Annotated in this window: 9 protein-coding genes and 1 pseudogene; 7 read left to right on the forward strand and 3 right to left on the reverse strand. The window is 66.8% G+C overall.

Translation table 11 applies throughout. From position 1 onward, the window contains the following. Positions 1-3 precede the first annotated feature (3 nt). From RTW82_RS26210 to RTW82_RS26220, 3 genes are read left to right on the forward strand one after another with little or no spacing between them, the layout of a single operon-like run. On the forward strand, positions 4-252 hold the full coding sequence (locus RTW82_RS26210) for a DUF1272 domain-containing protein (RefSeq protein ID WP_021217999.1): 249 nt from the start codon (positions 4-6) through the stop codon (positions 250-252). Positions 253-266: 14 nt separating this feature from the next. Continuing rightward, on the forward strand, positions 267-776 hold the full coding sequence (locus RTW82_RS26215) for an HPP family protein (protein ID WP_021217998.1): 510 nt from the start codon (positions 267-269) through the stop codon (positions 774-776). A 15-nt stretch (positions 777-791) separates the two neighbouring features. Continuing rightward, on the forward strand, positions 792-1,973 hold the full coding sequence (locus RTW82_RS26220) for an MFS transporter (protein ID WP_316926925.1): 1,182 nt from the start codon (positions 792-794) through the stop codon (positions 1,971-1,973). Positions 1,974-2,621: 648 nt separating this feature from the next. On the opposite strand, the gene nfuA is transcribed toward RTW82_RS26220, so the two are convergent. The 3 genes from nfuA to RTW82_RS26235 form a co-directional block, all read right to left on the reverse strand. Continuing rightward, positions 2,622-3,206, reverse strand: coding sequence for a Fe-S biogenesis protein NfuA (nfuA, locus tag RTW82_RS26225; RefSeq protein WP_021216800.1), 585 nt, complete (start codon positions 3,204-3,206; stop codon positions 2,622-2,624). Between the two features lie 94 nt (positions 3,207-3,300). Next, positions 3,301-5,580: a fatty acid cis/trans isomerase gene (locus RTW82_RS26230; protein WP_316926926.1), complete on the reverse strand. Its 2,280-nt coding sequence runs from the start codon at positions 5,578-5,580 to the stop codon at positions 3,301-3,303. Positions 5,581-5,716: 136 nt separating this feature from the next. Beyond that, a complete protein-coding gene (locus RTW82_RS26235) occupies positions 5,717-6,685 on the reverse strand; it encodes a hypothetical protein (protein WP_316926927.1) in 969 nt (322 codons plus the stop codon). 416 nt (positions 6,686-7,101) lie between these two features. Between RTW82_RS26235 and RTW82_RS26240 the strand changes: the two genes are divergently transcribed. From RTW82_RS26240 to RTW82_RS32285, 4 genes and pseudogenes are all read left to right on the forward strand, one after another. Beyond that, positions 7,102-7,605 carry a hypothetical protein gene (locus RTW82_RS26240; RefSeq protein ID WP_316926928.1) on the forward strand — a complete coding sequence of 168 codons (504 nt, stop codon included), beginning with the start codon at positions 7,102-7,104 and terminating at the stop codon, positions 7,603-7,605. A 13-nt stretch (positions 7,606-7,618) separates the two neighbouring features. Beyond that, the gene (locus tag RTW82_RS26245) at positions 7,619-8,092 is read left to right on the forward strand and encodes a hypothetical protein (protein ID WP_316926929.1); all 474 of its coding nucleotides are present in this window, start codon (positions 7,619-7,621) and stop codon (positions 8,090-8,092) included. Between the two features lie 217 nt (positions 8,093-8,309). Then, positions 8,310-12,032 carry a methionine synthase gene (gene metH / locus RTW82_RS26250; RefSeq protein WP_316926930.1) on the forward strand — a complete coding sequence of 1,241 codons (3,723 nt, stop codon included), beginning with the start codon at positions 8,310-8,312 and terminating at the stop codon, positions 12,030-12,032. Between the two features lie 578 nt (positions 12,033-12,610). Continuing rightward, positions 12,611-13,003 (forward strand): annotated as a pseudogene (locus RTW82_RS32285) (cache domain-containing protein); the annotation flags it as partial. Positions 13,004-13,051 lie beyond the last annotated feature (48 nt).

Genomic DNA, 13,051 nt, shown 5'->3' on the forward strand with positions numbered 1-13,051 from the left:
GCCATGCTCGAACTGCGCCCCAACTGCGAATGCTGCGACAAGGACCTGCCACCCGACTCCGCCGAGGCGATGATCTGCTCCTTCGAGTGCACCTTCTGCCGCGACTGCGTCGAAACCCACCTTGCCGGCCACTGCCCCAACTGCGCCGGCAAGCTGGTCGGGCGCCCCATCCGTCCCGCCGCCAAGCTCGCCGCCAACCCGCCGTCGAGCCAACGCATCCACAACCCTGCTGGCTGCGCCAAGCGCGCCTGAACCGGAAGACGACCATGCTCGAACTGGTGAAGAAATTCCGTGGCGACGCCGTCGCCCTGCCCCCACGCCCCGCCACGCGCCAGGTGTTCATCGCCTGGCTCGGCGGCGTCCTGGCCATTGCCAGCATCGCCGGCCTGGGCGACGCGCTGACCCTGAGCCTGCTGCTGGGCTCCTTCGGCGCCTCCTGCGTGCTGGTGTTCGGCTTCCCCGACGTGCCCTTCTCGCAGCCGCGCAACGTGGTCTTCGGCCACCTGCTGAGCACCTTCACCGGCCTGGCCTTCCTGCATTTCTGCGGCCCGCACTGGTGGGCCGTGGCCCTGGCGGTGGGCAGCGCCATCGCCCTGATGATGCTGACCCGCACCGTGCACCCGCCGGCCGGCTCCAACCCGGTGATCGTCTTCCTCCTGCAACCGGGCTGGGATTTCCTGCTCTACCCCACCCTCAGCGGCGCCCTGCTGCTGGTGCTGGTGGCGCTGATCTACAACAACGCGAGCCGCGAGGCCCGCTACCCCAAGTACTGGTAAGCCACCGAGGTCCCCATGCTGCTGCGCAACCCGAGCATCCGCCTGCTGTTCGCCGGCCAGGCCCTGTACTGGAGCTGTTCGATGATCGGCATCACCCTCACCTCGCTGGTGGGGCTGCAGCTGGCGCCGCTCAATGCCCTGGCCACCCTGCCGCTGGCGCTGCTGGTGCTGGGCAACCTGCTGGCGGTGCAGCCGCTGTCGCTGTTCATGCAGCGCCACGGCCGCCGCCCCGGGTTGATGCTCGGCGCCGCCGCCGGCGTACTGGGCGGCCTGCTCAGCGCCCTGGGCGTCTGGCTCGGCGACTTCACCCTGCTGTGCCTGGGCGCCCTGCCCATCGGCGCCTACCAGGCCTCGGCCATGTACTACCGCTTCGCCGCCCAGGAGGCCGTGGACGAGCAGCACAAGGGCCGCGCCACCGCCTATGTGGTGGGCGGCGGGGTTTGTGCGGCCTTGCTGGCGCCGAGCCTGGCGCTCTGGTCACGCAATGCCCTGGAAACGCCCTTCGTCGGTGCCTACTTGGCCATCGCCGGCCTCGCGCTGATCGCCCTGGTGCTGCTGCGCCTGCTGCGCGAAGGCCAGGCGCCGCGCCCACCCAAGGCCGGCTGGGCCGCCACCCGCGCCCTGCTGCAACGCCCCCTGGTGCGCGCCGCCATCGCCACCACCGCCATCGGCCACGGGCTGATGATCCTGGTCATGAACGCCACGCCCCTGGCCATGACTTTCTGCGGCCTGCCTCTGGAAGCCGGCTCCGAGGTGATCCGCTGGCACATGCTTGGCATGTTCCTCCCCGCCTTCGCCGCCGGCCCGCTGGTGGACCGTTTCGGCAGCCGCCGCGTGGCCCTGGTGGGCGCGGTACTGTTGCTCCTGAGCGCCGGCATCGCCCTGGCCAGGCTGGGCATGGGGTACTTCCTGGTGAGTTCGTTCCTGCTCGGGCTGGGCTGGAACCTGATGCTGGTGGCCGGCACCACCCTGCTGGCGGAAGGGCACAACGCCGACGAACGCGGCCAGGCCCAGGCGCTGATGGAGCTGTGCAACAGCCTGGTGGCCGCCTGCGCCTCCTTCGCCTCCGGCGCGCTGATCACCGGCCTCGGCTGGAGCGCGGTGAACCTCGGCATGCTGCCGCTGGTGGCGGTCGTCCTGCTGGCGCTGTTCTCGGTGCGCCGCAGCAAGGTCGCCCACGCCGAAGCCACACCCTGATCACCGCCCCACATCGCGCACCCCTCGGGAAATTACAGATCGTAGGATGGGAAGAGCTCTGCGAATCCCATCGATTCGGTGTATCCCCGAACACCGGACAGCATGGGTTTCGCTGCGCTCTACGCCATCCTACGGCGCTTATCCCGCAGCAAAGGCAGGGCGGGGGAAACCCGCGAGAGACCTCTGCGGATCGTAGGATGGGAAGAGCTCCGCGAATCCCATCGATTCGGTGCATTCCCGAACACCGTGCAGCATGGGTTTCGCTGCGCTCTACGCCATCCTACGGTGCTTACCCCGCAGCAAAGGCAGGGCGGGGGAAACCCGCGAGAAACCTGTGCGGATCGTAGGATGGGAAGAGCTGCGCGAATCCCATCGATTCGGTGTATCCCCGAACACCGGACAGCATGGGTTTCGCTGCGCTCTACGCCATCCTACGGTGCTTACCCCGCAGCAAAGTAGGGCGGGGGAAACCCGCGAGAGACCTGTGCGGATCGTAGGATGGGAAGAGCTCTGCGAATCCCATCGATTCGGTGTATCCCCGAACAGCGGACCGCATGGGTTTCGCTGCGCTCTACGCCATCCTACGGGGGAATCGCGCGCCAATAAAAAGGCAGCCCGAAGGCTGCCTTTTTTTGCACGCTGCACGCCTTAGTAGTAGGCGTTTTCGCGGTTGCTGTGGTCGGTGACGTCGCGCACGCCCTTCAGCTCGGGGATGCGTTCGAGCAGGGTGCGCTCGACGCCGTCCTTGAGGGTCAGGTCGACCTGGCCGCAGCCCTGGCAGCCGCCGCCGAACTGCAGCACGGCGATGCCTTCCTCGACCACGTCCACCAGGCTCACCTGGCCGCCGTGGCTGGCGAGGCCGGGGTTGATCTCGGTCTGCAGGTAGTAGTTGATGCGTTCGTTGAGCGGGCTGTCTTCATTGACCATCGGCACCTTGGCGTTCGGCGCCTTGATGGTCAGCTGGCCGCCCATGCGGTCAGTGGCGTAGTCGACCACGGCGTCGTCGAGGAAGGGCTCGCTGACGGCGTCGATCCAAGCGGTGAAGGAAGCCAGGGCCAGCGGGGTGTCCTCGGGCTTCTGCTCACCGGGCTTGCAGTAGGCGATGCAGGTCTCGGCGTACTGGGTACCCGGCTGGGTGATGAAGACACGGATGCCGATACCGCTGGTGTTCTGCTTCGACAGCAGGTCAGCCAGATAATCTTCGGCTGCCTGGGTAATGGTGATGGCGCTCATGGCAACTCCTCGCAAACGTGGGGCGCAGTGTACGCCAATCAGGTCCTACGGATAAAGTCCTAGTGTTTTAGTAGGAATTATTCGCGACAACTCCTCAGAGGTTCTGATAACGGTTCATATCCAGTACGCCCGCCTCCACCGGCTCGGTTTCGCGGATGTAGGCCGAGAGGTCGTGGAAGTAATGCCAGAACTGCGGGTGGCTGCGGCGAATGCCCCAGCGCTCCACCACCTTGTCGAAGGCCGCCGTGTCCTTGACCTGGCTCAGGGCGCTGACGAACTCCGGCACCTCCTCGGCGCGCAGGTTGAACATGAAGTTCGGGTAGCTGGTGAGCACGCTGGGGTAGATGGTCAGGGTGTCCAGCCCCGGCTGGTAGCGCAGTTCCTCGCCCATCATGAAGGCCACGTTGCTGTGGGCGCGGTTGCGCAACACGCTGTAGACCTCGCGGCGCCCGTCGGCCAGCTCCACGCGCAGCAGCGTCGCCTCCGGCAACTGGTCGATCACCTTGAGTCCCGCCGCTGGCCGGCTGACCAGCTGGCTCAGGGCCTGCTCGGCCTGCTGCAGCGCGGGGTCGATACCAGGGCGGTAGCAGTTGCCGGTGGTGCAACGGTTGATCGGGTCCGGCCGCGCATTGAGGTCGGCGTAGCGCTTGAGCAGCTGCGCGGCGAAGGAGCCCTTGGCGCGCTCCACCGGGAGGAACAGCCCGGTGGGCGTGTCGTCGTCGATGTCCTCGTAGTCCAGCCACATCTTCAGCTTGCCGCTGTTCTGGTACCAGTCGTCGAGGATCGCGGTGCGCGACTCGGCCGGCATCAGGCGCAGGAAGTTGACCTCGGCGCCGTTGCGGATCAGGTCGAAGTACAGCCGCGTCTGCGCCTGGTGGGAGACGTTGCCATACACGTCGAAGTTGACCACCAGCTGGTAGTAGGTGCGCTCCAGCAGCGGGTAGTCCATCAGCCACATCGTCTGCGGCACCTCGCCGATCAGGCCCTTGCGCACGAAGGCACTGTCGAACTGGCGGTAGATGGACAGCAGCGCGTTGTCGTTGCCGGTCCAGATATCCGCCCAGGTGGGTACCGGCGCGGCGGCATAGGCGTCGCGGCGCAGCTCCTCGTAGGCGTTGCGCTTGTCGCGGTAGCTGTGCCACAGGCTCAGCAGCCCGCCGATCTCATCGAACTGCCCGGGCATCGCCAGCAACGGCGTCGCTTCGCCCCGGTAGGCGGCATCGGTGACGTAGAGGTCGTGTTGCGGGTCTTGGAACAGCGCCCAGAAGTTATCGCGGATCACATCCGTGGCGATCTGCCCGCGGCACACCGGCCCGCGGATGAAGGTGCGCACGAAGTACTCGGCGTTATCCAGCATGAACTGGTAGCGCGCCTGGGCCGGGATGGCCTCGAAGGTTTCGAAAGGGTTGGCCCGGCGCTGGGCGCCATAACCCGGCACCTTGTCGGTGCTCCAGTCGCTGCCGAAGAACAGCGCATTGACACGCGCCAGCTTGGCATCGTCCAGCGGGTAGGTGATGTGCGTCTTGTGCACGATCACGCCCTGGATGGGCCACAGGCGGTAGTAGAAGTCGGTGCCCGGGTCGTCGTTGGGGCGACGCGTGGCGATGGGGTCGATGGGCTGCCCGCTGGGCGTACGCGAACGCACCAGCTGGAAGAAATGCCCGCTCTTGCCGCCATCGAAATACAGGTGGGCGAGGAACAGGTGCTCGAACAGCCAACGCCCCACCAGCACCTCGCGGGCGCCCCGGGCGTTGAGCAGGGTCTCCCACTCGGCCACCTGGCGTGCCTCGTCGGGCGTGGGCGTCGGCGCGACCTCTTCAACCGGTGCGCCGGCCGCCAGCCAGCGCTGCAGGGTCTGGTACTGCTGGTCGTCCAGCCCGGTCACGGCGAAGGGCATGCCGGCGTGGGCGAATTTCTTCGCGTAGTCGTCGAACTCCCCCGGCGCCGGGCACTGGTTCTCGCGGTTGATGCTGATGTCCAGGTCCGCCGGCAGCTTGGCGTTGGGCGCGAGCGGCGTGTTGTGGCCGAGCTCCAGCATGCGCGCCATCAGGGCGGCCTGGGAGGCCTGGCCGTGCAGAACGGAATAGAAGTCCTTCTGCCGCCAGGCGGCTTCGCCACGGGCGTCGAAATACAGCCGGGTGGTGGGTTGGGCCTTAGTGCGGGTGCCGTCGTAGACCGGCTTCTTGGTCGCCCCGCGCGTGGCGCCCTCGGCGCTGCCCAGGTTGAGCTGGCACGGCGAGTCGTAGCAGGCGTGGCAGGCCACGCACTTCTCGGTGAAGATCGGCTGGATGTCGCGGCTATAGGAAATTTCCTCGGCCTGCGCCGCAGCGCCCAGGAACAGGAAGGCGGCGGCGAACAACGCGCGATACGGCATGAAGCGTTTTCCTTGGCGAACGGACCGGCCGATTCTAACGGCATCCGCGCTGCGCTGCAGCGAACCGGTAGCCAAGGTGGTAGCGATGGGCTGCGCCCTCACGGCGCAGCGCCATCGCCCAGCTAGCCGCAGCGGCTCAGCTGTAGGTCAGGCCCAGGCCGGAAGCGATGCGCTCCAGGGTGGCCTTTTCTTCCTTGCTGATCTTGCTGCCGAAGCCGAGGAAGCCGCCGGAGGCCGAGGCCACCGTCTTGCCCAGGCCCAGCAACGCCTGCTTGAACGCCTGCGCCTCCTCCGCCGATACCTTGGTCTCGACGATCAGGCGGATGCGCAGCAGTTCCTGGGCGTGGTTGAACGGCGTGGTCAGCAGTTCAGTCAGCAGCTGCGGCACATCGGTGATGACGTTGGTGATGATGCGCGAGTACAGCTCACCCCCTTCCTTGGCCGAATCCCCCAGCTGCTTGACGAAGGCCTGGGCCTCCTTGTTGTCGAGCTTGCCATCGGCGGCGGCCACCAGCAGGAACACCATGAAGGGCGCGCGGCGCAGGGCCTGGAACTCCTCGGCGGTGAAATTGGTGTTCTCCTGGCCGTGGAAGCCGGAGCTTTCGCCTGCCTGATCGACGAAGTTGCTGTTCCACACCTCCAGGGCTTCCTCGTTGTTCTCCAGCCCATCGAAGAAGGCGGCGGCCAGCTCCTGGAGTTCGTCGTTGGAGAAGCCCGCGCCAGCCGAAGCTTTCGGCTTGTGCACAGCGAAGCCGGCTTCGTGGCCGGCATTGCGGTAGGGCAGCAGCCACTGGAAATGACGCTGTTTGTCCGAAGCGAAGCGGATGTCGACGATCAGGCAGTCGGTCTTGCCGGTGGGCAGGGTGACCAGGCCGTCGCGGATGAACACGGCGCCCAGCTTGTCTGCGGCCAGGTTGGTGATGCGCGCATCGCCCTGCTGCATGGCCTCCACCGAGCTGTCCATGAACAGCCGTTCCATGCTGGTCTGCTGGTCCGTGCCCAGGTAGCCGACGATGGGGATCAGCATCTCGCCGGTGGCGACGCCCTGTACTGCATGACCGGCCCAGTAGCCGGCCATTTCCATCACTTTCTTCGCCTGTTCCATCGAACTGCTTCCTTGTATGTGTTCAGTCTTGCGTGCGGTGTGGGGTATTCGGGCAGCCTGTCTTTCGCCTCTTGGTGGGCTTTGCCCTGCTGCACTAGCGAGGTGCCAGCATCAATCTGCAACAGCCGCGCCGGCCTGTGAAGAGCAGCAGCCGGCTTTCGTGACCCAGATCGACAATCCGAGGCGCTCGCCGCCCCACCGCCCGTCCGCCAGGGCCTGCCGAGCGCTGCAGACGTGAACGCCGTCATCTCTCACAGCGGGCCGCCGGCGTATCCTGCCGCCACGCCAGACCGCCAGGGATGATGTCGGCGCAGCTACAGGGACCGTTCTCGGGGCCGCCGTCCGGCGCTCCCCCTCCTGAACTGCAGCCGAACGCCACCCGGCCGGCCCCAGCCATGCCACAGGAGATCCTGACCATGAAACCCCTCGCCGGCGCCCTTGCCGCCCTGACCCTCAGCGCCTGTGCCCAGGCGTCCGATTGCGGCTTCGCGCCGCTGAAACTGGTGGCGAGCCCCGAGGCGCCCACCACCTTCGTCGGCGACGGCCAGCACCTGCAGGTGCGCTTCGTCAACGAGAATCCGGACATCGCCGAACCCGACTCCTTCCCCGAGCCGCCGGTGGTGTTGCTGGACAAGGCCAGCGGCAAGAGCTGCAACATCGAGGACGGCGGCATCTGGGCCCGCGACCCGCTGTTCCTCAGCCGCGACGAGAAGCGCCTGGTGACCTACGAGTTCAGCGGTTCCAACGGCGAGCTGGTGGCCTACGACACCGCCACCTGCAAGGTGCTGCACCGCCAGGACATCACCGGCAAGCGCGCGTCCATCGAGGGCGAGGAGCTGGTGCTGGGCGACGACTGCGACGACACCGGCAGCTGCAAGACCCACGCAAAGCAACCCGTACAGCCTTTCTGCAAACCCTGATAGGGATGAGTCAATGAGCCTCGACACCTGCATCGTCAACGCCGCCACCGCGGCCTGGGACCAGAGCTATATCACCGGTACCCAGAACAAGAAGAACTGCTCCGGCTTCCTCCAGTCGGTGGCCGCCACCCTCGGCGTACCGATCCCCGCCGGCACCGCCGACTCCATCATGGGCGGCCTGCCCCAGGCCACCGGCTGGAAGGAACTGGCCAGCGGTGACGAAGCCGCGCAGAAGGCCTCCCAGGGTTACTTCGTGATCGCCGGCATCAAGGGCAGCGACCACAACCCGGCGCGCAACAACGGCCACGTCGCCGTGGTCATCGGCGGCACCCTGTACCGTGGCAAGTACCCCCGCGTCTGGTGCGGCAGCATCGCCGGCTCGGTCGGCCAGAGCCAGGGCCTGCGCTCGGTCGGCGAGGTGTGGAACCGCACCGATCGCGACCTGGTGAAGTACTTCGTCTACGCCACGGCCAGCTGCCGCGGCTGATCCCCCCGCGCCGTGGATGACCCGCCCTCATCCACGGCCGCGTTCCCCGCTCTCCCCCGCCACGCCTGCATCCCCGCGCACCGGGCCCGCACGGGCTGTCGCGACCTTTCGCCGCAACCAACATGAGCCATTTTCATGCGCCAGTCGGTGGGCGGTCGATCCCTCTCATCTTTGCTATGCTTCGCACCCTTTTTCCGCCCAGCTAGTCAGGTCCTCCATGTCCAGCCCGCTCACCGATCGCAGCGCTCGCCTGCACGCCCTCCACCAGGCCCTCAAGGAACGCATCCTGATCCTCGATGGCGGCATGGGCACCATGATCCAGAGCTACAAGCTGCAGGAGGAGGATTATCGCGGCGCGCGCTTCGCCGACTGGCCGAGCGACGTCAAGGGCAACAACGACCTGCTGCTGCTGTCGCGCCCGGACGTGATCCAGGCCATCGAGAAGGCCTACCTCGACGCCGGTGCCGACATCCTCGAGACCAACACCTTCAACGCCACCCAGGTGTCCCAGGCCGACTACGGCATGGAATCCCTGGTGTACGAGCTGAACGTCGAGGGCGCGCGCCTGGCCCGTGAAGTGGCCGACGCCAAGACCCTGGAAACCCCGGACCGCCCGCGCTTCGTCGCCGGCGTCCTCGGCCCGACCAGCCGCACCTGTTCCATCTCCCCCGACGTCAACGACCCGGGCTACCGCAACGTCACCTTCGACGAGCTGGTGGAGAACTACACCGAGGCCACCAAGGGCCTGATGGAAGGCGGCGCCGACCTCATCCTCATCGAAACCATCTTCGACACCCTCAACGCCAAGGCGGCGATCTTCGCCGTGCAGGGCGTGTTCGAGGAGCTGGGCGTCGAGCTGCCGATCATGATCTCCGGCACCATCACCGACGCCTCCGGCCGCACCCTCTCGGGCCAGACCACCGAAGCCTTCTGGAACTCGGTGAGCCACGCCAAGCCGATCTCCGTGGGCCTCAACTGCGCCCTCGGTGCCAAGGAACTGCGCCCCTACCTCGCCGAACTGGCGGGCAAGGCCGGCACCCATGTCTCCGCGCACCCCAACGCCGGCCTGCCCAACGCCTTCGGCGAGTACGACGAGACCCCGGCGGAAATGGCCGTGGTGGTCGAGGAGTTCGCTGCCAGTGGTTTCCTCAACATCATCGGCGGCTGCTGCGGCACCACCCCGGGGCACATCGAGGCCATCGCCAAGGCCGTGGCCAAGCACCCGCCACGCGTGATCCCGGAGATTCCCAAGGCCTGCCGCCTGTCGGGCCTGGAGCCCTTCACCATCGACCGCAGCTCGCTGTTCGTGAACGTCGGCGAGCGCACCAACATTACCGGCTCCGCCAAGTTCGCCCGTCTGATCCGCGAGGAGAACTACACCGAGGCCCTGGAAGTCGCCCTGCAGCAGGTGGAAGCCGGCGCCCAGGTCATCGACATCAACATGGACGAGGGCATGCTCGACTCCAAGGCGGCGATGGTGCGTTTCCTCAACCTCATCGCCGGCGAGCCGGACATCTCCCGCGTGCCGATCATGATCGACTCCTCCAAGTGGGAGGTGATCGAGGCCGGCCTGAAGTGCATCCAGGGCAAGGGCATCGTCAACTCCATCTCGATGAAGGAAGGCGTCGAGCAGTTCAAGCACCACGCCAAGCTGTGCAAGCGCTACGGCGCCGCGGTGGTGGTGATGGCCTTCGACGAGGTCGGCCAGGCCGACACCCAGGCGCGCAAGGAAGAGATCTGCCAGCGCAGCTACGACATCCTGGTCAACGAAGTGGGCTTCCCGCCGGAAGACATCATCTTCGACCCGAACATCTTCGCCGTCGCCACCGGCATCGAGGAACACAACAACTACGCGGTCGACTTCATCAACGCCTGCGCCTACATCCGTGACAACCTGCCCCATGCGCTGAGCTCGGGCGGCGTGTCCAACGTGTCGTTCTCCTTCCGTGGCAACAACCCGGTGCGCGAGGCGATCCACTCGGTGTTCCTCTACTACGCCATCCAGAACGGCCTCACCATGGGCATCGTCAACGCCGGCCAGCTGGAGATCTACGACGAGATCCCGAAAGAGCTGCGCGACGCCGTGGAAGACGTGGTGCTCAACCGCAACGCCAACGCCACCGAAGCCCTGCTGGCCATCGCCGACAAGTACCGGGGCGACGGCGCGGTCAAGGAAGTGGAGAACGAGGAATGGCGCTCGCTGCCCGTGGACAAGCGCCTGGAACACGCGCTGGTCAAGGGCATCACCGCCTTCATCGTCGAAGACACCGAGGAATGCCGCCAGCAGTGCGCGCGCCCCATCGAGGTGATCGAAGGCCCGCTGATGTCCGGCATGAACGTGGTCGGCGACCTGTTCGGCTCCGGCAAGATGTTCCTGCCCCAGGTGGTGAAATCCGCCCGGGTGATGAAGCAGGCCGTGGCCCACCTGATCCCCTTCATCGAAGAGGAAAAGGGCGACAAGCCGGAAGCCAAGGGCAAGATCCTCATGGCCACCGTCAAGGGCGACGTCCACGACATCGGCAAGAACATCGTCGGCGTGGTACTCGGCTGCAACGGCTACGACATCGTCGACCTTGGCGTGATGGTGCCGGCGGAAAAGATCCTGCAGACCGCCATCGCCGAAAAGTGCGACATCATCGGCCTCTCCGGCCTGATCACCCCCTCGCTGGACGAGATGGTCCACGTCGCCCGCGAAATGCAGCGCCAGGGCTTCGAGCTGCCGCTGATGATCGGCGGCGCCACCACCTCCAAGGCCCACACCGCGGTGAAGATCGACCCGCAGTACAGCAACGACGCCGTGGTCTACGTCACCGACGCCTCGCGTGCCGTGGGCGTGGCCACCCAGCTGCTGTCCAAGGAACTCAAGGCGGGCTTCGTCGAGCGCACCCGTGCCGACTACGTCGAAGTCCGCGAGCGCACCGCCAACCGCGCCGCCCGCACCGAGCGCCTGGCCTACGCCGACGCCCTGGCCAACAAGCCGGCCTTCGACTGGGCCGGCTACCGCGCGCCCAAGCCGAGCTTCACCGGCGTGCGCGTGCTGGAAGACATCGACCTCGCGGTGCTGGCCGAGTACATCGACTGGACGCCCTTCTTCATCTCCTGGGACCTGGCCGGCAAGTACCCGCGCATCCTCACCGACGAGGTCGTAGGCGAAGCCGCCACCGCGCTGTTCGCCGACGCCCAGGCGATGCTGAAGAAGCTCATCGACGAGAAGCTGATCAAGGCCCGCGCCGTGTTCGGCTTCTGGCCGGCCAACCAGGTCAACCACGACGACATCGAAGTGCGTGACGACCAGGGCAAGCCGCTGGCCACCCTGCACCACCTGCGCCAGCAGACCATCAAGCCCGACAGCAAGCCCAACCTGTGCCTGGCCGACTTCGTCGCGCCCAAGGAAAGCGGCGTGGTCGACTACGTCGGCGGCTTCATCACCACCGCCGGCATCGGCGCCGAGGAAGTGGCCAAGACCTATGAGGCCAAGGGCGACGACTACAACTCGATCATGGTCAAGGCCCTGGCCGACCGCCTCGCCGAGGCCTGCGCCGAATGGCTGCACGAGCGCGTGCGCAAGGAACACTGGGGCTACGCCGCCGACGAGCACCTGGACAACGAGGCGCTGATCAAGGAGCAGTACAACGGCATCCGCCCCGCTCCCGGCTACCCGGCCTGCCCGGACCACACCGAGAAGGCCACCCTGTTCAACCTGCTGGACCCGAGCGCCAGCTTCGACGCGCCCGGCGTCAGCGGCGTGTTCCTCACCGAGCACTTCGCCATGTTCCCGGCGGCGGCCGTCAGCGGCTGGTACTTCGCCCACCCCGAGGCGCAGTACTTCGCGGTCGGCAAGATCGAACGCGACCAGGTGGAGAGCTACAGCAAGCGCAAGGGCCAGGACCAGGCCGTGAGCGAACGCTGGCTGGCGCCGAACCTCGGCTACGACTACTGACCCCGGCCAGGCCCGCGCAATGCGGGCCTGGTTCTTTCTGGCTCCCAGCGGCGCAACGATGGGTTTCGCGGGGCTCTACCCATCCTACGGGTGCCCAGTCCGCGCGGCTTGGTGCTCTTCGTAGGATGGGTCGGGCGGCGTTCCGCGAGCGAAACGAAACCCATCACCGCGATGCCCCCGACACGCTCGATCACTCCCTGAACGCCCCCAGAAACGACCACTCCTCCGAAACCACTGCAGGAACCCCGACATCGGCCGACACGCCTTTCAGAGGCGCAATGGCCCGGGCACTGCTATTGCATAGGAAGTGCCTGCCGCGCCTCTGCCGTGCGCCGCCTTCCAGCTCGGGAATCGAGGAGTACCGAATGTCTCTGCTGCCTGACCGCATTTCCAGCCGCCTGACCCTGGGCGCGATCTTCCTCCTGTTGCTCACCGCCCTCGCCGTGTTCGCCATCATGGTGTTCCGTGGCCAGCCCCGGGTGGTGGCGGAAAGTAACGCCCTGATCGAGCAGACCGGCAGCGCCATCGTCCGCCAGCTCGGCCTCAAGCTCGCCGGCATCGAGGGCCTGGCGGTGAGCATGGCGCACCTGGCCGAGGTGCTGCCCCGGGAAGAGGCACAGTACCGCGACAACTACCCCAACCTGATCGACAACAGCGGCGATGCGGCCATCGCCGGCGGCGGCATCTGGCCGGAGCCGGGCGCCTTCACCGAAGGCGTCGACCGCCGCAGCTTCTTCTGGGCACGCGGTGCCAGCGGTGCGCTGGAATACTCCGACGACTACAACAAGCCCGAAGGCCCCGGTTACCACAACGACGCCTGGTACACCGGCGCGCGCAGCGCCAGCGGCAATGCCTGCACCTGGTCCGAGGCCTACCAGGACCCGGTCAGCAAGGTGCCCATGGTCACCTGCAGCGTGCCCTACAAGCTGCAGGGCCGCTTCGCCGGGGTCAGCACCATCGACCTGCGCCTCGACGACCTCGCCGCCTTCCTCAAGGACCAGGGCAAGGTCACCGGCGGC

This window comes from Pseudomonas sp. zfem005 (genome assembly GCF_032621735.1).
Classification (GTDB): Bacteria; Pseudomonadota; Gammaproteobacteria; order Pseudomonadales; family Pseudomonadaceae; genus Metapseudomonas; species Metapseudomonas solani.

What these genes read in the sequence shown, in the direction of transcription:
- RTW82_RS26210 (WP_021217999.1), top strand. Translation starts at nt 4, where the DNA reads ATGCTCGAACTGCGCCCCAACTGCGAATGCTGCGACAAGGACCTGCCA.
- RTW82_RS26215 (WP_021217998.1), top strand. Translation starts at nt 267, where the DNA reads ATGCTCGAACTGGTGAAGAAATTCCGTGGCGACGCCGTCGCCCTGCCC.
- RTW82_RS26220 (WP_316926925.1), top strand. Translation starts at nt 792, where the DNA reads ATGCTGCTGCGCAACCCGAGCATCCGCCTGCTGTTCGCCGGCCAGGCC.
- nfuA (WP_021216800.1), bottom strand. Translation starts at nt 3,206, where the DNA reads ATGAGCGCCATCACCATTACCCAGGCAGCCGAAGATTATCTGGCTGAC.
- RTW82_RS26230 (WP_316926926.1), bottom strand. Translation starts at nt 5,580, where the DNA reads ATGCCGTATCGCGCGTTGTTCGCCGCCGCCTTCCTGTTCCTGGGCGCT.
- RTW82_RS26235 (WP_316926927.1), bottom strand. Translation starts at nt 6,685, where the DNA reads ATGGAACAGGCGAAGAAAGTGATGGAAATGGCCGGCTACTGGGCCGGT.
- RTW82_RS26240 (WP_316926928.1), top strand. Translation starts at nt 7,102, where the DNA reads ATGAAACCCCTCGCCGGCGCCCTTGCCGCCCTGACCCTCAGCGCCTGT.
- RTW82_RS26245 (WP_316926929.1), top strand. Translation starts at nt 7,619, where the DNA reads ATGAGCCTCGACACCTGCATCGTCAACGCCGCCACCGCGGCCTGGGAC.
- metH (WP_316926930.1), top strand. Translation starts at nt 8,310, where the DNA reads ATGTCCAGCCCGCTCACCGATCGCAGCGCTCGCCTGCACGCCCTCCAC.